Here is a 26,328-nt window from a genome sequence, read left to right on the forward strand (position 1 = left end):
TGATTGGGGCAGGAGGGCGCGACGTGTGCAGTGATTCAATGCGCCTGGTGCAGCTTCCTCATCAGCTCCGCCTCGGCTTGGGTCAGGCCGCAGCTTTCGGTCAGCTCGGCCACGCTGGCGCCCATGCCGACCAGCTTGGCGGCCTGGGTGAAGGTGACGTTACCGGGGTCGCGCTGCTCCAGCTGCTGGATCCGGTCCGGCAGCGGGGCAACCGACACGCTCAATGCATGCAGCGCCTCGCCCATCCGCACGGTACCGTTCTGGTAGTCGTCGAGGCGCTTGGCCAGGTCCTTGATGCGTTGGTCACGCAACGCATCACCCATGGCCTGCTGCGCGGCGAGCTCGCGCTGGCGCTTGCTGTAGTTGAGGAAAAACCACAGGCTCACAGCCCAGGCCAGCGCCAGGAAGATGACAGCAACCTCCAGGATCACCTCAGATATTCTCCAGCTCGGACCACTCTTCCTCGGTCATCATCTTGTCCAGTTCCACCAGAATCAGCAGTTCACCGTTCTTGTTGCACACGCCCTGGATGAACTTGGCCGACTCCTCGTTGCCCACGTTCGGCGCGGTCTCGATCTCGGACTGGCGCAGGTACACCACCTCGGCCACGCTGTCGACCAGGATACCGACCACCTGCTTGTCGGCCTCGATGATGACGATGCGGGTGTTGTCGGTGACTTCGGTTGGCATCAGGCCAAAGCGCTGACGGGTATCGATCACCGTCACCACGTTGCCGCGCAGGTTGATGATACCCAGCACGTAGCTTGGCGCACCCGGCACCGGGGCGATCTCGGTGTAGCGCAACACTTCCTGCACCTGCATCACGTTGATGCCGTAGGACTCATTGTCCAGACGGAAGGTAACCCACTGCAGGATCGGATCTTCGGAACCTTGTGCAGACGACTTTTTCATTCCCCTACCCTCAAAATCCGCCACTGGCGGTGTGTTCGGTGTCATTGCTGTTTGGTGTGCAGTTGCTTGACCGCCCCGCTGGCGATCAACTCTGCCAGTGCGGCAACGTCAAGTAGTGCACACATGTGTTCGATAACGGTGCCGGCCAGCCATGGGCGCTGTCCCCGCTGGCTGCGCCACTTGATCTCGGAAGGGTCCAGGCGCAGCGAGCGGCTGACCTGGTGCACGGCCAGCCCCCATTCATAACCCTGAACGGAAATCACGTACTGCAGGCCCTGGCGAAAATCATCGCGGTAGCGGTCAGGCATGACCCAGCGCGCCGTGTCCAGCACCTTCAGGTTGCCGGCCTGGCAGGTCAGGATGCCGAGGAACCAGTCAGGCTGGCCGAACAAGGGCGTCAGTTCCTGGCCGGCCAGCGAGTAGATCGAGCCCAGGCACACCAGTGGTACCGCCAGGGTCAGGCCGGCGACGTCGAACAACAGGCATTCGAATGGCTCGGCGGCCCAGGCCGGGCGACCATCAACGCGGGTCGGCGGCACGGGCGGGCTGGCTGCCGGCAGGTGCACATCCACCAGTGGCATCGCCACCACGGGATGCGCTTCGACCAGTACCGGGATGCTGGCCTCGGCCATGACCTCGTGCTCGACCACCGACACCACCGGGGGCTCCACCGGTATCACGCTGGGCAACACCACTGGCGCAGGCTCGGCGAATGGCCGCTGCGCGGGGCTTGCGGCAGTCGCGACCAACGCTGGCCTGGCCTGCTGCCGGGCATCGTGCGCCTGTTCTTCACGCACCGCTGCGGCGAACTCGTCTGCCGCGGCTGGTGCAGCGAACAACGCTTCGGCCTCGGTGGCGTCCTGCAGCAGGCCGTCAAGGTAGGATTGCAGGGCCATCTGTGGCCGGCTGCTGGTTTGCCGGGTCTCGGTCATCAGGCCACCTGCGCCGCAGTCTTGTAGGTAAGCAGGTGCTTGAGCAGCGCCCGGTAGGCCACCAGGCCGCGACTCTTGCTGTCGAATTGCGAGGGCGTGACGCCCTTGCGGCTGGCATCGCGCAGGCGCGTGTCCACCGGGATATAGCCCGGCCACACATGCTGGCCGTAGCTGTCACGCAGTTGCTTGAGCGTACCCAGCGAGGCCTGGGTACGGCGGTCGAACAGGGTCGGCACGATCTGGTATGGCAACGCCTGCTTGCGGGAGCGATTGACCATGGCCAGGGTGCCGACCATCCGCTCCAGGCCCTTGACTGCAAGAAACTCGGTTTGCACCGGGATCACCAGCTGCTGGCTGGCGGCCAGGGCGTTGACCATCAGCACGCCGAGCAAGGGCGGGCTGTCGATCAGGGCGAAGTCGAAATCCTGCCACAGCTGCGCCAGACTCTTGGCTATGACCAGGCCGAGGCCGTTCTGCCCCGGCGACTGACGCTCCAGCACGGCCAGCGCGGTGCTCGACGGCAACAGCGAAATGCGCTCGTCACTGGTGGGCAGCAGCAATTGCCCGGGCAGGCCTTCGGGTACCGCGCCCTTGTGCAGGAACAGGTCGTAGCAGCTGTGCTCCAGGGCATCCGGGTCGTGCCCGAAGTAACTGGTCATCGAGCCGTGCGGGTCGAGGTCGACGACGACCACACGCTTGCCGGCCTCGGCCAGCAGGCCGGCCAGGGCGATGGTAGTGGTGGTCTTGCCGACGCCACCTTTTTGATTGGCTACTGCCCAGACTCTCATAGGACAACTTCTATCTCGTTGATTTTGCACGCCGCTGAGGGAGCGGCGGCAATTTCGCGAACCTGTTTACAGTGACAGAGAATTGACGAGTTACTGCCCCGCCACCGTTGCTGGGGTTGCCGGTGCACTTTGTGTGCCAGCCCGGCGCAATGCCGCATCCGGCTTGGCATTGGCGCTACCCGAGCCGGTCAGGCTGCGGCGTACTTCGAGGTTGCGGGAAATCACCAGCACCACCCGACGGTTGCGCGCGCGGCCTTCAGCCGTGTCGTTGCTGGCCACCGGCTGGTACTCGCCGTAGCCCACCGAAGCCATGCGCGCCGGGTCGACGCCTTCCATGGCCAGCAGGCGCACGATGCTCGCCGCCCGCGCCGAGGACAGCTCCCAGTTGGTCGGGTACTGCGCGGTGCGGATCGGCAGATTGTCGGTAAAGCCTTCGACGTGCACAGGGTTGGCGAACGGTTTGAGAATGCCGGCCACCTTCTCGATGATGGCGAACGCCTGGTCGCTGGGCATGGCATCGCCGCTGCCGAACAGCAACGAGGAATTGAGCTCGATCTCGATCCACAATTCATTGCCGCGTACGGTCATCTGGTCGCTGCTGATCAGGTCGCCGAAGGCATCGCGCACGTCATCGCTGATGGTCTTCAGCGGGTCGCTGCTGGTCGCCGCCAGGCCCGCTTCGGTCTGTTCGCTGTCCTTGACCAACGGCTCGGCCGGGCGCACGCTCAGCGGCCGCTCGTCGCCGATGGGGATCGGCTTCATGCTGCGCTCGGGGTCGTTGAAGACGCCGAGCAAGGCCTGGGAAATGACCTTGTACTTGCCCTCGTTGATCGAGGAAATCGAGTACATCACCACGAAGAAGGCGAACAGCAAGGTGATGAAGTCGGCGTACGACACCAGCCAGCGTTCGTGGTTTTCGTGTTCCTCGGCATGACGACGGCGACGCATGGGTTACTCCATGAAGCCTTGCAGCTTCAGCTCGATAGAGCGTGGGTTCTCGCCTTCGGCAATCGACAACAAGCCTTCGAGCAGCATCTCGCGGTAGCGCGACTGGCGCATGACGGTAGCCTTCAGCTTGCTGGCGACCGGCAGCAACACCAGGTTGGCGCTGGCCACGCCGTAGATGGTGGCGACAAAGGCCACGGCAATGCCGTTGCCCAGTTGCGACGGGTCGGCCAGGTTGCCCATCACGTGGATCAGGCCCATCACCGCACCGATGATGCCGATGGTGGGTGCGTAGCCGCCCATGCTCTCGAATACCTTGGCGGCCTGGATATCGCGGCTTTCCTGGGTCAGGAAATCGACTTCGAGAATGCTGCGGATGGCCTCCGGCTCAGCACCGTCCACCAGCAGTTGCAGGCCCTTGCGGGCATACGGGTCGGGTTCGGCATCGGCCACCCCTTCCAGCCCCAGCAGGCCTTCCTTGCGTGCGGTCAGGCTCCAGTTGACCACGCGGTCGATGCCACCGGCCAGGTCGACCCGTGGCGGAAACAGGATCCAGCGCAGGATCTGCAAGGCGCGCTTGAACGACGCCAACGGCGACTGCAGCAAAGCCGCCGCCAGGGTGCCGCCCAGCACGATCAGCGCCGCAGGGCCATTGATCAGCGCGCCGACATGGCCGCCTTCGAGGAAGTTGCCACCGACGATGGCAACAAAAGCGAGGATCAGGCCGATCAGGCTCAGCACGTCCATCAGACGCACGCCTCCACCAGGTGCTTGCCGATTTCGTCCAGGCTGTACACCGCGTCGGCAAGGTTGGCCTTGACGATGGCCATGGGCATGCCATAGATCACGCAGCTGGCTTCATCCTGGGCCCACACCGTGCTGCCGCCCTGTTTGAGCAGGCGTGCGCCTTCACGACCATCGGCGCCCATGCCGGTGAGCACCACCGACAGCACCTTGTCGCCATACGATTTGGCCGCCGAGCCGAAGGTGATGTCCACGCACGGCTTGTAGTTCAGGCGCTCGTCGCCGGGCAGGATCTTCACCGCGCCACGGCCGTCGATCATCATCTGCTTGCCACCCGGCGCCAGCAGCGCCAGGCCAGGGCGCAGCTGGTCGCCATCCTCGGCTTCCTTGACGCTGATGCGGCACAGTTTGTCCAGGCGTTCGGCAAAGGCCTTGGTGAACGCCGCAGGCATGTGCTGGATCAGCACGATCGGTGCCGGGAAGTTGGCGGGCAGCTGGGTCAGCACACGCTGCAGGGCAACCGGGCCACCGGTAGAAGTGCCAATGGCCACCAGCTTGTAAGGCTTGCGCTTGGGCGCCGGTGAATGTGCTGTCGCTGCGGCCGGGGCCGTCACCCGGGCAGGCACGGCAGTGCGCGCCGGGGCCGGGCTGGCGAAGGTGCTGGCAGGCGTCGGCGTGGCTACTGGCGCCGGGCTGGCGTAGCTGCCAAAGCGGCGGTTGCTGCGGGAAATGGTATGCACCTTCTCGCACAACAGCTGCTTGACCTTGTCGGGGTTGCGCGAGATGTCCTCGAAGTTTTTCGGCAGGTAGTCCACCGCGCCGGCATCCAACGCATCAAGGGTGACACGGGCACCTTCATGGGTCAGCGACGAGAACATCAACACCGGCGTCGGGCAGCGCTGCATGATGTGCCGCACCGCCGTGATGCCGTCCATCATGGGCATTTCGTAGTCCATGGTGATGACATCGGGCTTGAGCGCCAGCGCCTGGTCGATTGCTTCCCTGCCGTTGGTCGCGGTACCCACCACCTGGATCGTTGGATCCGCCGAGAGGATTTCCGAGACGCGGCGGCGGAAGAAACCGGAATCATCCACCACCAGGACCTTGACTGCCATAAACACTCCATTAGGCGGCGCAACCCGCCAGGGTGCGCCACCGAAATCAAATACGCCGTGCGGCGTAACGCTTGAGCATGCTCGGGACGTCGAGAATCAACGCGATGCGACCGTCGCCGGTGATGGTGGCCCCGGACATCCCCGGGGTGCCCTGCAGCATCTTGCCCAGCGGCTTGATTACCACTTCTTCCTGGCCAACCAGTTGATCGACGACAAAGCCGATGCGCTGGGTGCCGACCGACAGGATCACCACATGCCCCTCGTGCTGCTCTTCGTGCACCTGGCCCTGGACCAGCCAGCGCTTGAGGTAGAACAGCGGCAATGCCTTGTCGCGCACGATCACCACTTCCTGGCCGTCGACCACGTTGGTGCGCGACAGGTCGAGGTGGAAGATTTCGTTGACGTTGACCAGCGGGAAGGCGAACGCCTGGTTGCCCAGCATCACCATCAGGGTCGGCATGATCGCCAGGGTCAGCGGCACCTTGATGACGATCTTCGAGCCCTGGCCCTTGGCCGAGAAGATGTTGATCGAGCCGTTGAGCTGGGAGATCTTGGTCTTCACCACGTCCATGCCGACACCACGGCCAGACACGTCGGAAATCTCCGTCTTGGTCGAGAAGCCCGGGGCGAAGATCAGGTTGTAGCAATCCGACTCGCTGAGGCGCTCGGCGGCGTCCTTGTCCATCAGGCCCTTTTCCACGGCCTTGGCGCGCAGGATGTTGGGGTCCATGCCCTTGCCGTCGTCAGAGATCGACAACAGGATGTGGTCGCCTTCCTGTTCGGCCGACAGCACCACCCGGCCGGTACGCGGCTTGCCAGCGGCCTCGCGCTCCTCGGGCATTTCCACACCGTGGTCGACCGCGTTGCGCACCAGGTGCACCAGCGGGTCGGCCAAGGCTTCGACCAGGTTCTTGTCGAGGTCGGTGTCTTCCCCGACCAGCTCCAGGTTGATCTCTTTCTTCAACTGCCGAGCCAGGTCACGCACCAGGCGCGGGAAGCGGCCGAAGACTTTCTTGATCGGCTGCATGCGGGTTTTCATCACCGCGGTCTGCAGGTCGGCAGTGACCACGTCGAGGTTGGACACGGCCTTGGACATGGCCTCGTCGCCGCTGTTCAGGCCCAGGCGCACCAGGCGGTTACGCACCAGCACCAGTTCGCCGACCATGTTCATGATCTCGTCCAGGCGCGCGGTGTCGACCCGCACGGTGGTTTCCGCTTCGCTGGCAGCGTGCTTGTCGGCAGCCGGGGCCGGCGCGCGTGGCGCTGCCGCAGGCTTGCTGGCAGGTGCCGGCGCAGGCGCAGCAGCTGCAGCAGGTTTGGCCACCGGCTGGCTGTCGGCCTTGGGCGCAACCGGCGCCTGCACCTTGGCTGCGGCAGGGGCTTCGGCAGCGGCCACTTCGCCACTGAACTTGCCCTTGCCGTGCAACTGGTCCAGCAGCGCCTCGAACTCGTGCTCGCTGATTTCGTCGCCACCGGCAGCGGGCTCGGCAGCGGCAGGCGCCGGGGCCTTGGCCGCTGGCAAGGCATCGGCCTGGAACGTGCCCTTGCCATGCAACTGGTCGAGCAGCGATTCGAATTCGGCGTCGGTAATTTCGTCGCTGGCCACTTCCGGCGCGCTGGCAACCGCTGGCGCGGCAAGCTCGGCGCTGAACTGGCCTTTGCCGTGCAACTGGTCGAGCAGCGATTCGAACTCGGCATCGGTGATTTCGTCACCTTCAGCGCTGACGGCCTCGCCGTGCAGTGGGTCGTCGGCCGCTGCCTGGGCCTTGACCGCATCGAGCGAATCGAGCAACTGCTCGAACTCGCTGTCGGTGATATCCGGCTCCCCGGCAGCCTCGACAACCGGCTCCGGCGCGGCAGCGGCAGGCGCTTGGGCTTCCTGAGCAGCGCCCGGCTCGGCCAGACGCGACAACGCCGCCAGCAGATCGGGGGTGGCCGGGGTCACTTCGCTGCGCTCGCGCACCTGGCCAAACATGCTGTTGACCGTGTCCAGTGCCTCGAGCACCACGTCCATCAACTCCGCATCGACCCGGCGCTCACCCTTGCGCAGGATATCGAAGACGTTCTCGGCGATATGGCAGCACTCCACCAGCTCGTTCAGCTGGAGGAAGCCGGCGCCCCCTTTTACAGTGTGGAAACCGCGAAAGATCGCATTGAGCAGGTCGGCATCGTCGGGTCGGCTTTCCAGCTCGACCAGTTGCTCGGACAGTTGCTCAAGAATTTCGCCGGCTTCTACCAGGAAATCCTGGAGGATTTCTTCATCGGCGCCGAAGCTCATCAAAGGTGCTCCTTAAAAACCCAGGCTGGACAGCAGATCATCGACATCGTCCTGACCGGACACGACGTCTTCACGCTTATCGGCATGAATCTGCGGACCTTCACCCCGAGTCGGATGTTTTTCTCGATCTTTTTCTGCGCGCAGCTGATCGTGGTCATGCTGGATGCCGGCAAAGCGGTCGACCTGGCTGGCCATCAACACCAGTTTCAGCAGGTTACTTTCCACCTCGGTCACCAGCGCGGTGACGCGCTTGATCACCTGGCCGGTCAGGTCCTGATAGTCCTGGGCCAGCAGAATGTCGTTGAGGTGGCCGGCGACCTTGCGGTTACCTTCAGCGCTGTGCGTCAGGAAACTGTCAACGCGTTTCACCAGGTCACGGAACTCCGGCGCGGCGACCTCGCGACGCATGAAGCGTTGCCAGTCGCTGCTCAGGGCCGCGGCCTCGCTGGCCAGGTCGTTGAGCACAGGGGTGCTCTCCTCGACCAGGTCCATGGTGCGGTTGGCCGCGCCCTCGGTAAGCCTGACCACATAGGACAGGCGCTCGGTGGCGTCGGTTATCTGCGACACCTCCTCGGCCTGCGGCATGGTCGGGTCGATCTGGAAACTGACGATGGCGCTGTGCAGCTCGCGGGTCAGCTTGCCGACTTCCTGGTACAGGCCACGGTCGCGGGTCTGGTTCAGTTCGTGGATCAGCTGTACCGCTTCGCCGAAACGGCCGTGCTCGAGGCTCGCGACCAATTCCTGGGCATGCTTCTTCAGGGTCGATTCGAACTCGCCCAAAGACGTTTGTGATGAATCCATGGCGCCCCCCTGACGTGACTCAGCCGTTGACGCGTTCGAAGATCTTCTCGATCTTTTCTTTGAGAACCTGGGCGGTGAACGGCTTGACCACATAGCCATTGACGCCTGCCTGGGCCGCTTCAATGATCTGGTCGCGCTTGGCCTCGGCGGTCACCATCAGTACCGGCATGGCTTTGAGCTTGTCGCTGGCTCGGACTTTACGCAGCAGGTCGATACCGGACATGCCGGGCATGTTCCAGTCGGTTACCAGGAAGTCGTAGTGGCCGTTTTCCAGCATCGGCAGCGCCGTGGTGCCGTCATCGGCTTCTTCGGTGTTGGTGAAGCCCAGATCACGCAACAGGTTCTTGATGATCCGCCGCATCGTCGAAAAGTCGTCAACGATGAGGATTTTCATGTCTTTGTTCAAGTAGACCTCCAAGCAGTCTCAAACGCGCCCGGCTGCGAGCGCGCATTCAATCAAATCGGTGCAACATGGAAAACGCACGTGGAAAACGACTGCAACGACACCGGGTTCAACGCGCCCGCCATTCCCCCAGGCGGCTGCGCAGGCGCGCGGCACACTGGCTGTGCAACTGGCTGACCCGCGACTCGCTGACCCCAAGCACCTCACCGATTTCCTTGAGGTTCAGCTCTTCGTCGTAGTACAGCGCCAGCACCAGGCGCTCACGCTCCGGCAGGTTGGCGATGGCCTCGGTCAGGGCAGCCTGGAAGCGTTCGTCCTCCAGGCCACGCGCAGGCTCGACATGGCCACTGGCGCCATCTTCATGCAGCCCTTCGTGCTCGCCGTCCTGCAACAGGTCGTCAAAGCTGAACAGGCGGCTGCCCAAGGTGTCGTTCAAGATCCCGTAGTAATCATCGAGACTCAACTGGAGTTCGGCAGCAACTTCATGATCTTTAGCGTCACGCCCGGTTCTGGCCTCCACGGCACGCATCGCGTCGCTGACCATGCGTGTGTTGCGGTGCACCGAACGCGGTGCCCAGTCACCCTTGCGCACCTCGTCGAGCATGGCCCCGCGAATACGGATGCCGGCGTAGGTCTCGAAGCTGGCGCCCTTGCTGGCGTCGTACTTGTTGGCCACTTCGAGCAGGCCGATCATGCCAGCCTGAATCAGGTCCTCGACCTGCACATTGGCCGGCAAACGCGCCAACAGGTGGTAGGCGATGCGCTTGACCAGCGGGGCGTAGCGTTCGATCAGTTCGTACTGGGCGTCTTTCGATGCTCGGCTGTACATCTTGAAACCACTCGCATTCATAACACGGGTCCCGCGCTGGTGGGCTGTATCAGGCGCTCGACAAAGAATTCCAGGTGACCGCGCGGGTTGGCCGGCAGCGGCCAGCTGTCAACCTTCTGCGCAATCGCCTTGAATGCCAGGGCGCACTTGGAGCGAGGGAAGGCTTCGTAGACGGCGCGCTGCTTCTGCACGGCCTTGCGCACGCATTCGTCATACGGCACGGCGCCTACGTACTGCAGGGCGACATCGAGGAAGCGGTCGGTGACCTTGGTCAGCTTGGCGAACAGGTTGCGCCCTTCCTGCGGGCTCTGCGCCATGTTTGCCAGCACCCGGAAGCGGTTCATGCCGTAGTCGCGGTTGAGCAGCTTGATCAGGGCGTAGGCATCGGTGATGGAGGTGGGTTCGTCGCAGACCACCAGCAGCACTTCCTGGGCGGCGCGGACGAAGCTGACTACCGAGTCACCAATACCGGCAGCGGTGTCGATTACCAGCACGTCGAGGTTGTCGCCAATTTCGCTGAAGGCCTGGATCAGCCCGGCATGCTGGGCCGGCGCCAGGTGCACCATGCTCTGCGTGCCCGAGGCCGCCGGCACGATGCGCACGCCGCCAGGGCCCTGCAGCATCACGTCGCGCAGCTCGCAGCGCCCTTCGATGACATCGGCCAGGGTCCGCTTGGGGGTGAGGCCAAGCAGCACGTCGACGTTGGCCAGGCCCAGGTCGGCGTCAAGCAGCATGACCCTGCGGCCAAGCTCGGCCAGTGCCAGGGACAGGTTCACTGAAACATTAGTCTTGCCGACGCCACCTTTGCCACCGGTCACGGCGATCACCTGTACGGGATGCATGCTACCCATGTCTGTTATTTACCTTGTCTCGCTGGGGCCCAGGCCACACGTGGGGCAATTCTGCGTACCCCTTGGCATAGCTACCTTGCACACGCTTCATCAACCCGCTCGCCGTGGGTTGTGATAGAGATCAGCGAACATTTCGGCCATGGCCTCTTCGCTGGGCTCGTCCTGCTGCTGCACATTGACCGCGCGAGTGACCAACTGGTGCCCGCGCGGCAGGTGCAGGTCGTCAGGAATGCGCGGCCCATCGGTCAGGTAGGCCACTGGCAGTTCATGACTGATGGCAAGGCTCAAGACGTCACCAAGGCTTGCCGTTTCATCGAGTTTGGTCAGGATGCAGCCGGCCAGGCCACAGCGCTTGTAGCTGTGGTAGGCGGCGGTCAGCACCTGCTTCTGGCTGGTGGTGGCCAGGACCAGGTAGTTCTTTGCGGCGATGCCGCGCCCGGCCAGGGTTTCCAGTTGCATGCGCAGGGCCGGGTCGCTGGCCTGCAGGCCGGCGGTATCGATCAGCACCACGCGCTTGCGCAGCAGCGGCTCCAGCGCCGCAGCCAGCGACTGGCCCGGGTCAACGTAGGTCACCGGCACGTTGAGGATGCGGCCCAGCGTCTTGAGCTGCTCCTGCGCACCGATGCGGAAGCTGTCCATGCTCACCAAGGCCAGGTTCTGCGCGCCGTACTTGAGCACGTAACGGGCGGCCAGCTTGGCCAGGGTGGTGGTCTTGCCCATGCCGGCCGGGCCGACCATGGCGATCACCCCACCCTCTTCGATCGGCTCGATTTCGGGGATTTCGATCATGCGCGCCAGGTGTGCCAGCAGCATGCGCCAGGCCTGGCGTGGCTCATCGATGCCAGCGGTCAGGTCCAGCAGTTCGCGGGCGATCGGGCCGGACAGGCCGATGCGCTGCAGGCGGCGCCAGACGGTGGCCTGCTGCGGCTTGCTGCCCTGCAGCTGGTTCCAGGCCAACGAGCCGAGCTGCACTTCCAGCAGCTCGCGCAGGCCGGACAACTCGGAGCGCATGGCATCGACCAGGCGCGCATCGACCGGCGCCGCAGCCGGGGCTGCAGCAGCGGGCTCGGGGGCGTCGACGTGCGGTTCGATCAACGGTTCGGCAGCAGTCAGCGACTGCCCGGCGAACAATTGGCGGTTGTTGTCGCTGCTGTCCGGGCGCGGGTCAAGTTCGGCGCGGGCAGTGGCAATGCGCGTATGGGTCTTGCGCAGTTCTTCTTCCAGCTCGGCATTCGGCACGCGCGGGGCCAGGGCGGACAGCTTGTAGTCCAGCGCAGCCGTCAGCTCGACACCCCCGGCGATGCGGCGGTTGCCAATGATGGCGGCGTCAGCGCCCAGTTCATCGCGGACCAGCTTCATGGCCTGACGCATATCGGCGGCGAAAAATCGCTTAACTTGCATTATCCACTACCTCAGCCGTTAGGGCCCACGGTGGCAACGATGGTGACTTGCTTGTTGTCCGGTATTTCCTGATACGCCAACACATGCAAATTCGGTACGGCCAGGCGACCGAAACGCGACAGCATGGCGCGGATCGGGCCGGCAACCAGGAGGATGGCCGGCTGGCCCTGCATTTCCTGGCGCTGGGCCGCTTCGATCAACGAACGCTGCAGCTTCTCGGCCATGCTCGGCTCCAGAAGAACACCGTCTTCCTGACCTTGCCCGGCCCTCTGCAGACTATTGAGCAAGATCTGTTCCAACCTTGGCTCCAGGGTAATCACTGGCAGCTCCGACTCAATGCCGACAATGCTTTGCACGATGGCGCGACACAATCCGACGCGCACTGCCGCCACCAGTGCGGCGGTATCTTGACTCTTGCTGGCGTTGTTCGCGATCGCCTCGGCAATACTGCGAATGTCGCGCACCGGCACCTGCTCCGACAACAATGCCTGCAGCACCTTCAGCAAGCCCGACAAGGAAATGACACCCGGCACCAGCTCTTCTGCAAGTTTAGGCGATGCCTTGGCCAGCACCTGCAGCAACTGCTGGACCTCTTCGTGGCCGATCAGTTCGTGGCAGTGCTTCTGCAGGATCTGGTTGAGGTGGGTGGCCACTACGGTGCTGGCGTCGACCACGGTGTAACCCAGCGACTGCGCCTGGGCGCGCTGGCCGACGTCGATCCACACCGCTTCCAGGCCAAACGCCGGGTCACGCGCGGCAATCCCGTTGAGGGTGCCGAACACCTGCCCCGGGTTGATGGCCAGTTCGCGGTCCGGGTAGATCTCCGCCTCGGCCAGGATCACCCCCATCAGGGTCAGGCGATAGGCGCTGGGCTGCAGGTCGAGGTTGTCGCGGATGTGCACGGTCGGCATGAGGAAGCCGAGGTCTTGCGAGAGCTTCTTGCGCACCCCCTTGATCCGCGCCAGCAACTGGCCACCCTGGTTGCGGTCGACCAGCGGGATCAGCCGGTAGCCGACCTCCAGGCCGATCATGTCGATGGGCGTGACGTCGTCCCAGCCCAGCTCCTTGGTCTCCAGCGCGCGCTGCGGCGAAGGCAGCAGGTCCTGCTGGCGCTGCGCCTCTCGTTGCGCCTCGAGCTTGGCCTTCTGCTGCTTCTTCCACACCAGGTAGGCGCCGCCGCCGGCCAGCAGGCCAAGGCTGAGGAAGGCGATATGCGGCATGCCCGGCACCAGGCCCATGACGATCATCAGCGCGCCGGACACTGCCAGGGCCTTGGGCGAATCGAACATCTGCCGGTTGATCAGCTTGCCCATGTCCTCGGAACCCGAGGCGCGGGTGACCATGATCGCGGCGGCGGTGGACAACAGCAGCGAAGGCAACTGCGCCACCAAACCGTCACCGATGGTCAGCAAGGCGTACACCTTGCCGGCATCGCCGAAGCTCATGCCGTGCTGCAGCATGCCGATCAGCATGCCGCCGATCAGGTTGATGAACAGGATCAGCAGGCCGGCGATGGCATCACCGCGGACGAACTTGCTGGCACCGTCCATCGAACCGTAGAACTCGGCTTCCTGCGCCACTTCGGCACGGCGGTGCTTGGCCTGGGCCTGGTCGATCAGGCCGGCATTGAGGTCGGCGTCGATTGCCATCTGCTTGCCGGGCATGGCATCCAGGGTGAACCGCGCGCTCACTTCCGAGATTCGCCCGGCGCCCTTGGTCACCACCACGAAGTTGATGATCATGAGGATGGCGAACACCACGGCACCGACCACGTAGTTACCACCGATCACCACCTCGCCGAAGGCCTGGATCACCTTGCCGGCAGCGCCGTGGCCTTCCTGGCCATGCAGCATTACCACGCGGGTGGAGGCCACGTTCAGGGCCAGGCGCAACAGCGTGGCCACCAGCAGGATGGTGGGGAACGCGGCGAAATCAAGCGGGCGCAGGGCGTATACGCACACCAGCAGCACCACGATCGACAAGGCGATGTTGAAAGTGAAGAACACGTCGAGCAGGAACGGTGGTATCGGCAACATCATCATTGCCAACATGACCAGCAACAACAGCGGCACACCCAGGTTGCCCCGACCGAGGCCGGCCAGGTTGTGACGGGCGTTGCTGATTAACTGAGTGCGATCCACCGCGAGTCCTCTTGATGCAAAACTTTGACGCCCCGGGGGCGCCTGGGCGTGGCTTTGCAAGAAGCTTTCCAACTTTGGCCGGCTTGAGGGATTTAGAGGCAGTGAGACCGGGCGGCGCTCGGTCTCACAGGCGCCAAATGCCTCAAGGCGGGCACCTGTCAGCTGTCACGCCGCAGGTCCGGTGGAATCGGCAGATCTTCCTTCAACGGCTCCGGCCGCTTACCCTTGCCAGCCCGGTACTGGCGAATCTGGAACACATAGGCCAGCACCTGCGCCACCGCCAGGTACAAGCCGGCAGGAATTTCCTGCTCCAGCTCGGTGGAGTAATAGATCGCCCGCGCCAAAGCCGGCGACTCAAGAATCTGAACCTTGTGCTCCACGCCGATTTCGCGAATCTTCAAGGCAATGAAATCGGTGCCCTTGGCCAGCAGCAACGGCGCCGCCCCGCCCTTCTCCGGGTCATACTGCAAGGCCACCGCATAGTGCGTCGGGTTGGTGATGATCACGTCGGCCTGCGGCACCGCTGCCATCATCCGCCGCTGCGAAACTTCCCGCTGCAGCTGGCGGATCCGCTGCTTGACCTCGGGCTTGCCTTCGCTGTCCTTGTACTCGTCCTTGACTTCCTGCTTGGTCATCTTCAGCTTGTTGTGCGCCTGCCACAGCTGGTACGGCACGTCCGCCGCGGCAATCAGCAGCAACCCGGCCGCCATCCACAACGCGCTCCAGCCCACCACCTGCAGGCTGTGGATGATGGCCTGCTCCAGCGGCTCGTTGGCAATCGCCAGCAAAGCCTGGCGGTCGTTCATCAACACCACCACCGCAATCACCAGGATGACGAAGAACTTGGCCAGCGCCTTGATCAGCTCGGTCAAGGCATTCATCGAGAACATCCGCTTGATCCCCGCCAGGGGGTTCATGCGACTGAACTTTGGCTGCAGCAGGCTGCCGGAAAACAGGAAGCCGCTCAGGGCGATAGGCGCCACGAACGAGATCACGAACAGCAGGATCAGCACCGGCTGCGTCGCCCACAGCGCCATCTTGCCCGAGGCCAGCAGCAGGGCGGTCATGGCCCGCTCGTCGACGATGGCGTCGCGGCTCAGGCTGAAGTTCATGCGCATGATCGCCAGCAGCGTTTCCGCCATGTAGCCACCGAATGCCAGCAGGCCACCGGCGCCAGCCAGGGTCACCGCCACCGTGTTCAGTTCCTTGGAGCGCGCTACCTCGCCTTTCTCGCGGGCATCGCGCTTGCGCTTGTCGGTGGGGTCTTCTGTCTTGTCCTGACCGCTCTCGCTTTCCGCCATGTTCAGCGCGCCCTTGCCAGTTCACGCAGCCATTGCAGCGCTTCGCTGGCCAATGCCTGGTAGTGGGACAGGATATCGGCCAGGCCAATCCAGAAAATGCCCATGCCAAGCACCAGGGTCAGCGGGAAACCGATGGAGAAGATGTTCAATTGCGGCGCCGCACGGGTCATCACGCCAAAGGCGATGTTCACCACCAGCAACGCCGCGATCACCGGCAGGATCAACAGCAGCCCGGCGCCGAACACCCACCCCAGGCGCCCGGCCATTTCCCAGAACTGGTTGACCGCCAGTGCGCTGCCCACCGGCAAGGTGGTGAAGCTTTCGGTCAGCACTTCGAACACCACCAGGTGGCCGTTCATCAACAGGAACAGCACGCTCACCAGCATGGTCATGAACTGGCTGATGACCGCGACGTTGACGCCGTTGGCCGGGTCGACCATCGACGCGAAGGCCATGCCCATCTGCACCGCCACCACCTGGCCGGCGATCACGAACGCCTGGAACAGCAGCTGCAGGGCGAAGCCGAACAGCGTCCCGACGATGATCTGCTCGGCGCACAACAGCAGGCCGCGCAGGCTCAACGGGTCGAACTCGGGCAGCGGCGGCAGCGCCGGAACAATCACCACGGTAATCGCCAGCGCCACATACAGGCGCACCCGCGCCGGCAGCATGCGGGTACCGAGAATGGGCATGGTCATCAGCACCGCAGTCACCCTGAACAACGGCAGGATGAAGGTGGCGACCCAGGTGCCGATCTGCGTGTCGGTCAGCTCCAGCATCGTCGCCTCAACCGATCAGGTGCGGGATGTTGGTGTACAGGCCGGTGATGTACTCCATGAACTTCTGCACCAGCCACGGCCCGGCGATGATCAGCGTGACCAGCATCACCAGCAGGCGCGGCAGAAAGCTCAGGGTCTGTTCGTTGATCTGCGTGGCGGCCTGGAACATCGCCACCACCAGGCCCACCAGCAGGCTCGGCACCACCAGCACGGCCACCATCAGGGTGGTCAGCCACAAGGCATCGCGAAACAGGTCGACAGCTACTTCCGGGGTCATCGGCGGCTCTCCTTGACGGCGTCAGACGCCGCCGAAACTGCTGGCCAGGGTGCCCATGATCAGCGCCCAGCCATCGACCAGGACGAACAGCATGATCTTGAACGGCAACGAAATGATCAGCGGCGACAGCATCATCATACCCATGGCCATCAGCACACTGGCCACCACCATGTCGATGATCAGGAACGGGATGAAGATCATGAAACCGATCTGGAACGCGGTCTTCAGCTCGGAGGTGACGAACGCCGGCACCAGGATGGTCAGCGGGACCTGGTCCGGGCCGGCGATGTCGGTGCGCTTGGACAAGCGCATGAACAGGTCGAGGTCGCTTTGCCGGGTTTGCGCCAGCATGAAGTCCTTCAGCGGTCCCTGGGCCTTGTCGATGGCCTGCTGGGCGGTCATCTGCTCCTTCAGGTACGGCTGCAGCGCGTCCTGGTTCACCCGGTCGAACACCGGCGCCATGATGAACATGGTGAGGAACAGCGCCATGCCGGTGAGCAGCTGGTTCGACGGCGTCTGCTGCAGGCCAAGGGCCTGGCGCAGGATCGAGAACACGATGATGATGCGGGTGAAGCTGGTCATCAGGATGACGAACGCGGGAATGAAGCTGAGCGCCGTCATGATCAGCAGGATCTGCAGGCTGACCGAATACTCCTGCTGCCCGTCCGCCGTATTGGACAGGGTGATGGCCGGGATCGACAGCGGGTCGGCGGCCAGGGCCAGCGGCGCCGCCAGCAGCAGCGCCAGAATCAACAACAAACGCAGCGCGCCGCTCATCACTTCTTGTCCTTAGGGTCCTTGCCCATCAGCTCCATCAGCCGCTGGGCGAACTCCGGCGTCGCCTGACGGGCGCTTTCCGGTACGTCCACGGGCTCGGCCAGTACATGCAGGGCCTCGATGCTGCCCGGGGTATGGCCGATCAGGATCTGCGCCTTGCCCACCTGCACCAGCAGCAGGCGGTCACGCGGACCGATGGCCCGGCTGCCGACGATCTCGATCACCTGCCCGCCCTTCACGGCGCTCCCCTGCATGCGTCGCAACAGCCAGGCCAGGAAGAAAATCAGGCCGACCACCAGCAGCAGGCCGAAGACCATCTGCGCCAGCTGCCCGCCCAGGCTGCCAGGGGCAGCCGCAGGGGTTGCCGTCGGCGTGGCCGCGGCCAAACAGGCCTGGCTGGCAAGCAGCGCGGCGAATGCCAGGCAGGCGCGCATCGTGCCCTTCACTCAGCGCAGCTTCTTGATACGTTCGCTGGGGCTGATCACGTCGGTCAGGCGGATGCCGAACTTCTCGTTGACCACCACCACTTCGCCATGGGCGATCAGCGTGCCGTTGACCAGGACATCGAGCGGCTCACCGGCCAGGCGATCCAGCTCGATGACCGAACCCTGGTTGAGCTGCAGCAGGTTGCGGATATTGATCTCGGTGCTGCCCACTTCCATGGAAATGTTCACCGGGATGTCCAGGATCACGTCCAGGTTCGGGCCTTCCAGGCTGACGTTCTCGCTCGGCTTCGGCGAGCTGGCGAACTCTTCCATCGGCAAGCGGCCCGGCCCGCCAGCGCTGCTACCCGTGTCGCCACCCAGCAGTGCATCGATGTCGGCCTGGCCGGCTGCACCGGTTTCCTCCAGTGCCGCAGCCCATTCATCGGCCAGCGCCTGGTCCTCTGGGGAGGTGATCTCGTTTTCGTTAGCCATGATTTCCTCGACAGGCATTCAATACGTTATGAGCGACCGGCTCGCCGTCAGCGGCGTTCGATCGGGTCGATGATCTGCAGCGCCAGGTTGCCCTTGTGCGAACCCAGGCGCGCCTTGAACGAAGGCACGCCGTTGGCGCGCAACACCAGGTGTTCAGGCAGCTCCACCGGAATCACGTCGCCTGGCTGCATGTGCAGGATGTCGCGCAGCTTCAGCTGGCGCCGGGCGACCGTGGCACTCACCGGCACGGCCACGTCCAGCACGTCCTCGCGCAAGGCCTTGATCCAGCGCTCGTCCTGGTCGTCCAGGTCGGACTGGAAGCCGGCATCGAGCATTTCCCGCACCGGCTCGATCATCGAGTAGGGCATGGTCACGTGCAGGTCGCCGCCACCGCCGTCCAGCTCGATGTGGAAGGTCGATACCACCACCGCCTCGCTGGGGCCGACGATGTTGGCCATGGCCGGGTTGACCTCCGAGTTCATGTATTCGAAGGTGACCGGCATGATCGCCTGCCAGGCTTCCCGCAGGTCGACGAAGCACTGGTCCAGCACCATGCGCACCACGCGCAGCTCGGTAGGGGTGAACTCACGCCCTTCGATCTTGGCGTGACGGCCGTCACCGCCAAAGAAGTTGTCCACCAGCTTGAACACTAGCTTGGCGTCGAGGATGAACAGCGCGGTGCCGCGCAGCGGCTTGATCTTGACCAGGTTGAGGCTGGTCGGCACGTACAGCGAATGCACGTATTCGCCAAACTTCATCACCTGCACGCCGCCCACCGCCACGTCGGCGGAGCGACGCAGCAGGTTGAACATGCTGATCCGGGTGTAACGGGCGAAGCGCTCGTTGATCATTTCCAGGGTCGGCATGCGACCCCGCACGATACGGTCCTGACTGGTCAGGTCATAGCTTTTGATGCTGCCAGGCTCGGTGGCACTCTCGGTCTGCACCAGACCGTCGTCGACGCCATGCAACAAGGCATCGATTTCATCCTGGGACAGCAGGTCCTGTACGGCCATTGCGGACTCCTACTGCAATACGAAATTGGTGAACAGCAACTGGTCGACGACCGGCTTGCCGACTTCCTTCTGCGCTACTTCCTGGACCACCGCGGTAGCCTTCTGGCGCAGCATCTCCTGCCCGACCGGGCTGCCGGCCAGGGTATCGAAGCCCTGCCCGGAGAACATCATCACCAGGTTGTTGCGGATCACCGGCATGTGCACCTTGAGGGCGTCGAGGTCGGCCTGGCTGCGCGCCTGCATGGTAATGCTCACCTGCATGTAGCGCTGGCGACCATTCTGGTTGAAGTTGACCACGAAGGCCGGGGCCAGCGGTTCGTAGATTGCCGCAGGCTTGACGTTACCGGCTGTTGCCTCGGCGGCCGGGGCCGGCTCGCTCTTGTGCATGATGAACCAGGTAGCGCCCACCGAAAGGCCAATCGCCAGCAACAGGCCGACGACGGCCAGCAGGATCAGCTTGAGTTTGCCTTTAGTGGCGGGGTCTTTGACTGCTTCGCTTTTCGCCATGCCAATAATCCGTCGTCCATCGGGGGTTCAAGGGAGGATGGCTTGGCTTGAGCAAGTGTTATGCCAGATTTGCGATTGAGGGATCTTGGGCCTGAGAAAACGAGCGCGGGCGGCGCTGGCCCTCAAAAGCGCCGCGAAACCCCAGGCATACACCCCGACATCAGGCGTAGTAGTCAACCGCACTGTCACCGACAACCAGCTGCTGTTCCACAGCGCGGCTGCTGTCGGCCAGCTCGGTACCGCCCTGCTCCGCCTGGCGCGCCGCCACCCCGGACAACTGGCTGCCCTGGGCCTGCGCCTGCTGCTGATGCTGATGCTGCCCGCGTGACTGGTCGGCCACGTTGACATCCGGCTGGGCCAGCCCCTGCTGGCTAAACAGTTCGCGCAGGCGGTGTACCTGGCTGTCGAGGGCATCACGCACGCCGGCGTGGCCACTGATGAAGGTGATCTGGGTCGACTGGTCCGTCGCAACATTGACGCGAATGTCCAGGCGACCAAGCTCGGCCGGCTCCAGCTGGATATCCGCCGACTTGAGGTTCTGGCTGGACAGGTACATGACCCGGTTGACCAGGCCCTCGGCCCAGGCGTTCTGGTTCATCGGCAGCGGCTGGTGCAGCGGGCTGGCATTCGCCGGCACGGCGTTGGTGGTCTTGGCCGTGGCGGCCTGGGTCAGGTTGGCCAGACGGTTGGCGAAATCGTCGACGCGGGTGTCGCTGCTGGCGCTCTTGGTGTCCTTCAGGCCATCTTCGAGCAAGGCGCCGAAGGCCTTGTCGCCAGGCTCGCCGCTGTCACCTGCTGCATCACCGGCATTTTCCACCAGGTTCGCCAAGCTATTGACGGCCACAGCGCCCTCTTCCGCCTGGGTTTGCGCCGGGTCCAAGGCATGTGCCGAGGTTGCTCCCTTGGCCTGGGCACTGTGCTCCAGCGCCAGGCGCAAGGTCGGCAGGTTGGCCAGCGGGTCGGCGTCAGGGTCAAAGTTTTCCTCGGCTGCCGGCGCCTCGGGCAGCGCGGCCGGGACCTGCGCCGTGGCAGCCTGCAGCACCGGTGCCACGGTCTCGGCCTGGGCCTGGATCAGTTGTGCGCCAGGCTGGGCGTCGGTGACCTGGCCAGCGACCAGGCTGGCATCGCGCATGTCGGTGTCGGCTTGAGTGTCGGCCCGCGTATCGACCTGGGCGTCGGCTGGCAATGGTTTGCCGTCATCGGCAACAGCGGACGTGTCGGCAGGATCGGCCTTGCCGCCCTGCGCCGGGTCAGGTTTGTCCTTGGGCCTGGCCTGGGCGACCTTGTCGTTCTGCCCAACCGGCTTGTCCTGCCCCTGCCTGGCCATTACCTGGTCGAAACCGGCGCCTTTGTCCGCCGGCGCCTGCTGCGGTTTGTCGACCTGTGCGGAGGCCGACCGCGCGGGGTTGGCAATGGCGTTGGCTTGCAACAACGGGTTGGGTGCGACAGGCATCGAGCGGTCTCCGCGCCAGGAACAAAAAAGACATCCGCTTGGACAAAGCAAGACTCGCGCCAAGTCACCTATCAACCGGTCAAAATACGCTGCTGCTCACCCCGGTAGAAGTGCTGCACTTCGGCGAACTCTTGATCGATGCGGGTGATCAGGTCTTCGATGCCATACAGCGGGCGTCGCCGTGCGCGCTCCTCCAGTTGCTGGCAAAGGCTGGCCAGGGCCACAGCCCCCATGTTACTGCTGCTGCCTTTGAAGCTGTGCGCGGCCGAACCGAGCTCCTCGGCACTTTTGGCCGCGTGCAACTGGCCCAGGCGCCGTTCGGAGTCTTCGAGAAATGTCTGCACCAGTTGCAGGTAGCCATCTTCCATGACTTCACGCAGGTCGCTGAGTACCTTTTGGTCAATATGCATGTCAGTCACTTGCTCACTCCCTTGATCAAGCCAGATTATGCCCGAGCCAGCCCATGGCTCACCAGACGAACTCCACCTCTGCGCAACGCCCGCCCTCGCTCCAGCGCGCGCTGCTGGCCAGCCGCCGGACCAGGTTCAGGCCACGTCCGCTCAGCCCCTGCTCCATTGCTGGCCGCGCCAGCACCTGCTGCACATCGAACCCGGCACCACTGTCGCGGACCTTGATCATGAGACGCCCGCCGTCGCCGTCCGGTTCAACCTTGAAGTCGATGCGCACGTAACCGTCGGTCAGCTGCATCAGGCGCCGGGCGCGTTCCTGGTAGTAGGCGGCAAAGCCCTGCACATCGCGCTTTAGCTGCGAGTCCAGGCCCAGCACACCATGTTCCAGCGCGTTGGAATACAGCTCGCTGAGCACACTGTGCAGGTTGCCGGTCCGCGCGCGCAGGCCATGGATTTCTTGCAATAACTGCACCAGGTAAGGTACCGGGTTGAAGCGCTCGAGGCTCTCGCCGCGCACTTCGAACTGCAGCGACCAGTGCAGCGGGCTGGAGCGACCACTGTCCGAGTAGATCACCGGCGCCGGCACCCGCTCCTCGGCACTGGACATTCGAATGTCGCACAGGCTGATGTCATCGCGCGGGCGCCCGCCGAAGCGCTCCAGGGCCTGCATCACTTCATCGAACAACTGCGCCGGGTCACGGTTGTCGGCCAGCACCTTGCGCAGGCGCTGAACACCGAACAGACGCTCCTGGTCGTCAGCGGTATCGATCACGCCGTCCGACAGCAGCAGCAAGCGCTCGCCCGGCGCCAGCGGCAGCACCTCGGTACTGTCATCGAAGCGCTCGGCCGCCAGAATGCCCAGTGGCAGGTGTTGCGAACGCAAGACCGACAGCACCTGCCCCTCCACCGACAGGCGATAGCCATCAGGCATGCCGCCGTTCCACACTTCCACCGAACCGCGCTGCGCATTGAGGTCGAGCAACAGCGCGCAACAGAACATGTCCACTGGCAGGATGCGCTTGAGCTTGGCATTCATCTCGCGCAGGATCTGCGCGATACCGTAGCCCTTGGCGGTCATGCCATAGAACACTTCGGCCAGCGGCATCGCCCCTACCGCCGCCGGCAGGCCGTGGCCGGTGAAATCACCGAGCAGCACACGCATGTCGCCGGACGGGGTGAAGGCAGCCAGCATCAGGTCGCCATTGAACAGCGCGTAAGGCGATTGCAGGTAGCGGATATTGGGCGCGGCCAGGCAGCCGGAGTGGGCCACCTTGTCGAACACCGCCTTGGCCACCCGCTGTTCATTCAGCAGATGATCATGGTGCCGGGCGATCTGGTCGCGCTGCTCCAGCACGGTGGCCTGGAGGCGGCGCAAACGGTCCATGGCGCGGATCTTGGCGCCGAGTATCACTGCGCTGTAGGGTTTGGCCATGAAGTCATCGCCACCGGCCTCCAGGCAACGCACCAGGCCCTCTTCCTCGTTCAGCGAGGTCAGGAAAATGATCGGCACCAGTGCCTCGCCGGCCAGGGCCTTGATCTGCCGCGCCGCCTCGAAACCATCCATGACCGGCATCAGCGCATCCAGCAGCACCAGCTGCGGGCGCTGCTCGATGAACAGCGCAACCGCCTGTTCACCGTTTTCCGCAGTGAATACCTGATGGCCCTGACGGCGGACGATCTGCGCCAGCAGCAGGCGGTCGGCGGCCCCGTCCTCGGCGACCAACACGGTCAATGCCTGTTCGGCCGGCATGTCGGCGCTCAACTGATATCGAAGAGTTTTTCAAAATTGGAGATGGCGAGGATCTTGCGCACATCGGAGCTGGCATGCACCACACGCACATCCGAATCATCACCACCGGCATGGTCGCGCAGCAACAGCAGCATGCCGAGTGCGGAACTGTCGAGGTAGGTGGTTTCCTTGAGGTCGACGACCACCGAATCGGGCCGGCTGGGCTGACGCTCGTAGGCGTCTCGAAATTCCTGGTGCTTGCCGAAATCGAAGCGCCCCTTGATCTTGATCGTCAGCTTTTTCCCGTCCTGCGAAAAATCAGTCTCGACTGCCATGCTAGCGATTCCTTCGATGATGGCGGATACAGCTCCTTAAAGGTTTAGCAGGCAACGGCGGGGGCTGCAAGCGATGCGGCTTGTGGCTACCGCTGCCAGCGGATCGTCAAAGCGGGTGCTGCCGTGGCAGGCGCTGGGACAGTTCATCCAGCAGGCGCTGTTCGCGCTTGTCTTCCGCGCGCCGGGCTTCTTCCTGATAGCGCTGCACCAGCTTGCGCAAGCCCTCCACCCGGGCATAGGCCTGCTGCCAGGCGCCACGCGCGTTGTTCAGGTTGTTCTGGTGCCAGGCCAGGCTTTGCCGCTGCTGGGTCATGGCCGTTTCCAGTTGCCCGAGGAAACGCTGGTAATTGACCAGCCAACTGCCATTGACCCCCTGCCCGCCACGGTTGATCCACTGCAGCTGGTAATCCTCACGGAACCGTTCGAGTTCAGCCAGCTTGGCCTGGGCCGTCGCCACCTGTTGCTGAAAATGCCCGAGGCGCTGGGCCGCCTTGCGCTCGGCCTCCTCGGCCATGTCCACCACCGGCGCCAGGCGCGCGGCACGTCCGGGCAGGGCCATGGCCTATCAGCTCGCCGGGGGCGTGAAGATCGCCCCCAACTGTTCGCGGCTTTGCGCCATGCCCACGTTCTCGTCCAGGCCCTGGCGCAGGAATTCGACCATCTGCGATTGCAGGGCGATAGCCAGGTCGGTTTCCGGGTCGCCGCCGGCGACGTAGGCCCCGACGCTGATCAGGTCGCGGCTTTGCGAGAGGCGTGACCACAACTGCTTGAGTTTCTGCGCCTGGCGCAAATGGTCGGCATCGACCACCTGGGGCATGACCCGGCTGATCGAGGCCTCGATGTCGATGGCCGGGTAATGCCCCTCCTCGGCCAGCCGGCGCGACAGCACGAAGTGGCCGTCGAGCACGCCGCGCGCGGAGTCGGCGATCGGGTCCTGCTGGTCGTCACCTTCGGACAGCACGGTGTAGAACGCAGTGATCGAACCCCCGCCCGGCTCGCCGTTACCTGCCCGCTCCACCAGCTTGGGCAGCTTGGCGAACACCGACGGCGGGTAACCCCGGGTGGCCGGCGGCTCGCCAATGGCCAGGGCGATTTCCCGCTGGGCCTGGGCGAAACGGGTCAGCGAGTCCATCAGCAACAGCACGTTCTTGCCCTTGTCGCGAAAGTACTCGGCAATGCGCGTGCAGTACATGGCGGCGCGCAGGCGCATCAGCGGCGCATCGTCAGCCGGCGAAGCGACCACCACCGAACGCTTGAGGCCTTCTTCACCCAGGATATGCTCGATGAACTCCTTCACCTCGCGGCCACGCTCGCCGATCAGGCCGACCACGATGATCTCGGCTTCGGTGAAGCGGGTCATCATGCCCAGCAGCACCGACTTACCCACGCCGGTACCCGCGAACAGGCCCAGGCGCTGGCCACGGCCCACCGTCAGCAACCCATTGATACTGCGAATACCCACGTCCAGCGGCTTGCTGATCGGGTCGCGGTTGAGCGGGTTGATCACCGGCCCGTCCATCGGCACCCAGTCCTCGGCCTTCATTCCGCCCTTGCCATCCAGCGGCCGGCCGGCACCGTCGAGCACCCGGCCAAGCATGCTCATGCCCATCGGCAGACGGCCGCTGTCATCCAGCGGTACCACCCGGGCACCGGGGGCGATGCCGACGATGCTGCCCACCGGCATGAGGAACACCTTGGAGCCGGCAAAGCCCATGACTTCGGCCTCGACCTGCACCGGGTGGTAGCTGTCGTCGTTGATCACCAGGCAGCGGGTACCGACCGCCGCGCGCAGGCCTTCGGCCTCCAGGGTAAGGCCGACCATGCGCAGCAGGCGGCCTTCCACGACGGGCTGGGCCGGCAGGTCGACAGCCTCGGCATAGCTGCCCAGGCGTTTGCCGAAGCTGGTGCGCTCAAGCTTCATCGGAGCGGGCCAGGTCGACAGCGATATCGGGTGCCGCCGGATGCAGGGAATGGTCATGCAAGCGGTCGAACAGTTGCGCCACGGCTTTCTCGATGCGGGTTTCCATGGTTGCATCGATACGGCTGTGAGCGGTCTCGATGCGACAGCCGCCCGGCAGCAGGGCGCTGTCTTCCAGCAACCGCCAGTTCTCCTCATGGCGTTCGCGCAGCGCCTTGACCAGCTCGAAGTCCTGGGGGTTGAGGTGGATCCGGATGTTGTCCGCCCCCATGGGCAGCAGTTTGAGTGCCTCGCGCAGCACCTGGGTGATGTGGCTGGAATCGCCGCGCAGTTCGCGACCGATGACCTGGCGCGTCATGTGCGCCACCAGGTGGATCACCGATTTCTCGATCTGCGTATCCTGTTCGGCGATCGGCTCCATCAGGTTGCTCATCAGGCGCTCAAGGCTTTCCAGCTTGGCCTTCAGGGCCTCTTCGGCTTCCTGGCGCACCTTCAGCTGGGTGCTGTGGAAGCCCTCGCGCTCGCCGGTGGCGAAGCCTTCGTTGTAAGCCTCCTGGCGGATGGCCTCGAGTTCTTCCAGGGTCAGCGGCTGGACTTCCTCCAGCGGCACTTCCTCGACCTCTTCCTCGATGACCTCGGGCTCCGGCTCAGGTTTGGGCTCCGGCTGCGGGTCGAAGCTGGGCAGCGCCCACACGTCCACGCCCTCGAGGTCGTGGGCGCGGATCAGGTCGCTGGGGTGACGTTCTTTGGTGGGCATGTTTTCAAGTAC

Annotated in this window: 29 protein-coding genes; all 29 read right to left on the reverse strand. The window is 64.1% G+C overall.

Going from position 1 to position 26,328, the window contains the following annotated elements:
* Positions 1 to 35 precede the first annotated feature (35 nt).
* Complete coding sequence (locus tag QSV36_RS06655; protein ID WP_289130917.1) at positions 36 to 431, reverse strand: DUF2802 domain-containing protein; 396 nt, start codon at positions 429 to 431, stop codon at positions 36 to 38.
* A 1-nt stretch (position 432) separates the two neighbouring features.
* Complete coding sequence (locus QSV36_RS06660; protein ID WP_003254393.1) at positions 433 to 912, reverse strand: chemotaxis protein CheW; 480 nt, start codon at positions 910 to 912, stop codon at positions 433 to 435.
* Between the two features lie 41 nt (positions 913 to 953).
* Positions 954 to 1,844 carry a CheW domain-containing protein gene (locus QSV36_RS06665; RefSeq protein ID WP_289130918.1) on the reverse strand — a complete coding sequence of 297 codons (891 nt, stop codon included), beginning with the start codon at positions 1,842 to 1,844 and terminating at the stop codon, positions 954 to 956.
* Complete coding sequence (locus QSV36_RS06670) at positions 1,844 to 2,632, reverse strand: ParA family protein (protein ID WP_289130919.1); 789 nt, start codon at positions 2,630 to 2,632, stop codon at positions 1,844 to 1,846. The genes QSV36_RS06665 and QSV36_RS06670 overlap by 1 nt, the downstream gene beginning before the upstream one ends.
* 90 nt (positions 2,633 to 2,722) lie before the next feature.
* Entirely contained in the window at positions 2,723 to 3,580 is an 858-nt protein-coding gene (gene motD / locus QSV36_RS06675; protein ID WP_225778661.1) for a flagellar motor protein MotD, read from the reverse strand.
* Between the two features lie 3 nt (positions 3,581 to 3,583).
* Positions 3,584 to 4,324 carry a flagellar motor protein gene (locus QSV36_RS06680; RefSeq protein WP_225778662.1) on the reverse strand — a complete coding sequence of 247 codons (741 nt, stop codon included), beginning with the start codon at positions 4,322 to 4,324 and terminating at the stop codon, positions 3,584 to 3,586.
* A complete protein-coding gene (locus tag QSV36_RS06685) occupies positions 4,324 to 5,436 on the reverse strand; it encodes a protein-glutamate methylesterase/protein-glutamine glutaminase (protein WP_289130920.1) in 1,113 nt (370 codons plus the stop codon). The genes QSV36_RS06680 and QSV36_RS06685 overlap by 1 nt, the downstream gene beginning before the upstream one ends.
* A 46-nt stretch (positions 5,437 to 5,482) precedes the next feature.
* Positions 5,483 to 7,714: a chemotaxis protein CheA gene (locus tag QSV36_RS06690; RefSeq protein ID WP_289130921.1), complete on the reverse strand. Its 2,232-nt coding sequence runs from the start codon at positions 7,712 to 7,714 to the stop codon at positions 5,483 to 5,485.
* Positions 7,715 to 7,726: 12 nt separating this feature from the next.
* Entirely contained in the window at positions 7,727 to 8,515 is a 789-nt protein-coding gene (locus QSV36_RS06695) for a protein phosphatase CheZ (RefSeq protein ID WP_170031087.1), read from the reverse strand.
* Between the two features lie 19 nt (positions 8,516 to 8,534).
* Positions 8,535 to 8,909 carry a chemotaxis response regulator CheY gene (locus QSV36_RS06700; RefSeq protein WP_225778666.1) on the reverse strand — a complete coding sequence of 125 codons (375 nt, stop codon included), beginning with the start codon at positions 8,907 to 8,909 and terminating at the stop codon, positions 8,535 to 8,537.
* Positions 8,910 to 9,027: 118 nt separating this feature from the next.
* Positions 9,028 to 9,768 carry an RNA polymerase sigma factor FliA gene (gene fliA / locus QSV36_RS06705; protein WP_225778667.1) on the reverse strand — a complete coding sequence of 247 codons (741 nt, stop codon included), beginning with the start codon at positions 9,766 to 9,768 and terminating at the stop codon, positions 9,028 to 9,030.
* Positions 9,765 to 10,607, reverse strand: coding sequence for a flagellar synthesis regulator FleN (gene fleN, locus QSV36_RS06710; protein WP_289131179.1), 843 nt, complete (start codon positions 10,605 to 10,607; stop codon positions 9,765 to 9,767). Before fleN ends, fliA begins: the two co-directional genes overlap by 4 nt.
* An 81-nt stretch (positions 10,608 to 10,688) precedes the next feature.
* Positions 10,689 to 11,999 carry a flagellar biosynthesis GTPase FlhF gene (gene flhF / locus QSV36_RS06715; protein ID WP_225778668.1) on the reverse strand — a complete coding sequence of 437 codons (1,311 nt, stop codon included), beginning with the start codon at positions 11,997 to 11,999 and terminating at the stop codon, positions 10,689 to 10,691.
* An 11-nt stretch (positions 12,000 to 12,010) separates the two neighbouring features.
* The gene (gene flhA / locus QSV36_RS06720) at positions 12,011 to 14,140 is read right to left on the reverse strand and encodes a flagellar biosynthesis protein FlhA (protein WP_289130922.1); all 2,130 of its coding nucleotides are present in this window, start codon (positions 14,138 to 14,140) and stop codon (positions 12,011 to 12,013) included.
* A gap of 158 nt (positions 14,141 to 14,298) precedes the next feature.
* Positions 14,299 to 15,441, reverse strand: coding sequence for a flagellar biosynthesis protein FlhB (gene flhB / locus QSV36_RS06725; protein WP_289130923.1), 1,143 nt, complete (start codon positions 15,439 to 15,441; stop codon positions 14,299 to 14,301).
* Between the two features lie 2 nt (positions 15,442 to 15,443).
* On the reverse strand, positions 15,444 to 16,220 hold the full coding sequence (fliR, locus tag QSV36_RS06730; RefSeq protein WP_289130924.1) for a flagellar biosynthetic protein FliR: 777 nt from the start codon (positions 16,218 to 16,220) through the stop codon (positions 15,444 to 15,446).
* Positions 16,221 to 16,227: 7 nt separating this feature from the next.
* A complete protein-coding gene (gene fliQ, locus QSV36_RS06735) occupies positions 16,228 to 16,497 on the reverse strand; it encodes a flagellar biosynthesis protein FliQ (protein ID WP_289130925.1) in 270 nt (89 codons plus the stop codon).
* A 21-nt stretch (positions 16,498 to 16,518) separates the two neighbouring features.
* Positions 16,519 to 17,274, reverse strand: coding sequence for a flagellar type III secretion system pore protein FliP (fliP, locus tag QSV36_RS06740; protein ID WP_170031094.1), 756 nt, complete (start codon positions 17,272 to 17,274; stop codon positions 16,519 to 16,521).
* On the reverse strand, positions 17,274 to 17,708 hold the full coding sequence (gene fliO / locus QSV36_RS06745) for a flagellar biosynthetic protein FliO (RefSeq protein ID WP_289131180.1): 435 nt from the start codon (positions 17,706 to 17,708) through the stop codon (positions 17,274 to 17,276). Before fliO ends, fliP begins: the two co-directional genes overlap by 1 nt.
* Before the next feature lie 12 nt (positions 17,709 to 17,720).
* Positions 17,721 to 18,191: a flagellar motor switch protein FliN gene (fliN, locus tag QSV36_RS06750; protein ID WP_289130926.1), complete on the reverse strand. Its 471-nt coding sequence runs from the start codon at positions 18,189 to 18,191 to the stop codon at positions 17,721 to 17,723.
* Positions 18,192 to 18,238: 47 nt separating this feature from the next.
* Complete coding sequence (gene fliM, locus QSV36_RS06755; protein WP_225778674.1) at positions 18,239 to 19,207, reverse strand: flagellar motor switch protein FliM; 969 nt, start codon at positions 19,205 to 19,207, stop codon at positions 18,239 to 18,241.
* 9 nt (positions 19,208 to 19,216) lie between these two features.
* Positions 19,217 to 19,714 carry a flagellar basal body-associated protein FliL gene (gene fliL, locus QSV36_RS06760; RefSeq protein WP_225778675.1) on the reverse strand — a complete coding sequence of 166 codons (498 nt, stop codon included), beginning with the start codon at positions 19,712 to 19,714 and terminating at the stop codon, positions 19,217 to 19,219.
* A gap of 160 nt (positions 19,715 to 19,874) precedes the next feature.
* On the reverse strand, positions 19,875 to 21,167 hold the full coding sequence (locus tag QSV36_RS06765) for a flagellar hook-length control protein FliK (RefSeq protein WP_289130927.1): 1,293 nt from the start codon (positions 21,165 to 21,167) through the stop codon (positions 19,875 to 19,877).
* A 71-nt stretch (positions 21,168 to 21,238) separates the two neighbouring features.
* Positions 21,239 to 21,586 (reverse strand): Hpt domain-containing protein, encoded by a 348-nt coding sequence (locus tag QSV36_RS06770; protein WP_225778677.1) that lies wholly within the window; start codon positions 21,584 to 21,586, stop codon positions 21,239 to 21,241.
* Positions 21,587 to 21,635: 49 nt separating this feature from the next.
* A complete protein-coding gene (locus QSV36_RS06775) occupies positions 21,636 to 23,327 on the reverse strand; it encodes a fused response regulator/phosphatase (protein ID WP_289130928.1) in 1,692 nt (563 codons plus the stop codon).
* Between the two features lie 8 nt (positions 23,328 to 23,335).
* Entirely contained in the window at positions 23,336 to 23,641 is a 306-nt protein-coding gene (locus QSV36_RS06780; protein ID WP_186688767.1) for an STAS domain-containing protein, read from the reverse strand.
* 106 nt (positions 23,642 to 23,747) lie between these two features.
* On the reverse strand, positions 23,748 to 24,200 hold the full coding sequence (fliJ, locus tag QSV36_RS06785; RefSeq protein ID WP_289130929.1) for a flagellar export protein FliJ: 453 nt from the start codon (positions 24,198 to 24,200) through the stop codon (positions 23,748 to 23,750).
* A 6-nt stretch (positions 24,201 to 24,206) separates the two neighbouring features.
* The gene (fliI, locus tag QSV36_RS06790; protein ID WP_289130930.1) at positions 24,207 to 25,562 is read right to left on the reverse strand and encodes a flagellar protein export ATPase FliI; all 1,356 of its coding nucleotides are present in this window, start codon (positions 25,560 to 25,562) and stop codon (positions 24,207 to 24,209) included.
* Positions 25,552 to 26,316 (reverse strand): flagellar assembly protein FliH, encoded by a 765-nt coding sequence (gene fliH, locus QSV36_RS06795; protein WP_289130931.1) that lies wholly within the window; start codon positions 26,314 to 26,316, stop codon positions 25,552 to 25,554. Before fliH ends, fliI begins: the two co-directional genes overlap by 11 nt.
* Positions 26,317 to 26,328: the final 12 nt, after the last annotated feature.

It is taken from the genome of Pseudomonas sp. BCRC 81390, assembly GCF_030341915.1.
In the GTDB taxonomy this organism is placed as follows: Bacteria; Pseudomonadota; Gammaproteobacteria; order Pseudomonadales; family Pseudomonadaceae; genus Aquipseudomonas.

Bases quoted from the DNA above. Each gene is read 5' to 3' on its own strand.
- QSV36_RS06660 (WP_003254393.1), bottom strand. From the start codon at position 912: ATGAAAAAGTCGTCTGCACAAGGTTCCGAAGATCCGATCCTGCAGTGG.
- QSV36_RS06665 (WP_289130918.1), bottom strand. From the start codon at position 1,844: ATGACCGAGACCCGGCAAACCAGCAGCCGGCCACAGATGGCCCTGCAA.
- QSV36_RS06670 (WP_289130919.1), bottom strand. From the start codon at position 2,632: ATGAGAGTCTGGGCAGTAGCCAATCAAAAAGGTGGCGTCGGCAAGACC.
- motD (WP_225778661.1), bottom strand. From the start codon at position 3,580: ATGCGTCGCCGTCGTCATGCCGAGGAACACGAAAACCACGAACGCTGG.
- QSV36_RS06680 (WP_225778662.1), bottom strand. From the start codon at position 4,324: ATGGACGTGCTGAGCCTGATCGGCCTGATCCTCGCTTTTGTTGCCATC.
- QSV36_RS06685 (WP_289130920.1), bottom strand. From the start codon at position 5,436: ATGGCAGTCAAGGTCCTGGTGGTGGATGATTCCGGTTTCTTCCGCCGC.
- QSV36_RS06690 (WP_289130921.1), bottom strand. From the start codon at position 7,714: ATGAGCTTCGGCGCCGATGAAGAAATCCTCCAGGATTTCCTGGTAGAA.
- QSV36_RS06695 (WP_170031087.1), bottom strand. From the start codon at position 8,515: ATGGATTCATCACAAACGTCTTTGGGCGAGTTCGAATCGACCCTGAAG.
- QSV36_RS06700 (WP_225778666.1), bottom strand. From the start codon at position 8,909: ATGAAAATCCTCATCGTTGACGACTTTTCGACGATGCGGCGGATCATC.
- fliA (WP_225778667.1), bottom strand. From the start codon at position 9,768: ATGAATGCGAGTGGTTTCAAGATGTACAGCCGAGCATCGAAAGACGCC.
- flhF (WP_225778668.1), bottom strand. From the start codon at position 11,999: ATGCAAGTTAAGCGATTTTTCGCCGCCGATATGCGTCAGGCCATGAAG.
- flhB (WP_289130923.1), bottom strand. From the start codon at position 15,441: ATGGCGGAAAGCGAGAGCGGTCAGGACAAGACAGAAGACCCCACCGAC.
- fliR (WP_289130924.1), bottom strand. From the start codon at position 16,220: ATGCTGGAGCTGACCGACACGCAGATCGGCACCTGGGTCGCCACCTTC.
- fliQ (WP_289130925.1), bottom strand. From the start codon at position 16,497: ATGACCCCGGAAGTAGCTGTCGACCTGTTTCGCGATGCCTTGTGGCTG.
- fliP (WP_170031094.1), bottom strand. From the start codon at position 17,274: ATGAGCGGCGCGCTGCGTTTGTTGTTGATTCTGGCGCTGCTGCTGGCG.
- fliO (WP_289131180.1), bottom strand. From the start codon at position 17,708: ATGCGCGCCTGCCTGGCATTCGCCGCGCTGCTTGCCAGCCAGGCCTGT.
- fliN (WP_289130926.1), bottom strand. From the start codon at position 18,191: ATGGCTAACGAAAACGAGATCACCTCCCCAGAGGACCAGGCGCTGGCC.
- fliM (WP_225778674.1), bottom strand. From the start codon at position 19,207: ATGGCCGTACAGGACCTGCTGTCCCAGGATGAAATCGATGCCTTGTTG.
- fliL (WP_225778675.1), bottom strand. From the start codon at position 19,714: ATGGCGAAAAGCGAAGCAGTCAAAGACCCCGCCACTAAAGGCAAACTC.
- QSV36_RS06765 (WP_289130927.1), bottom strand. From the start codon at position 21,167: ATGCCTGTCGCACCCAACCCGTTGTTGCAAGCCAACGCCATTGCCAAC.
- QSV36_RS06775 (WP_289130928.1), bottom strand. From the start codon at position 23,327: ATGCCGGCCGAACAGGCATTGACCGTGTTGGTCGCCGAGGACGGGGCC.
- QSV36_RS06780 (WP_186688767.1), bottom strand. From the start codon at position 23,641: ATGGCAGTCGAGACTGATTTTTCGCAGGACGGGAAAAAGCTGACGATC.
- fliJ (WP_289130929.1), bottom strand. From the start codon at position 24,200: ATGGCCCTGCCCGGACGTGCCGCGCGCCTGGCGCCGGTGGTGGACATG.
- fliI (WP_289130930.1), bottom strand. From the start codon at position 25,562: ATGAAGCTTGAGCGCACCAGCTTCGGCAAACGCCTGGGCAGCTATGCC.
- fliH (WP_289130931.1), bottom strand. From the start codon at position 26,316: ATGCCCACCAAAGAACGTCACCCCAGCGACCTGATCCGCGCCCACGAC.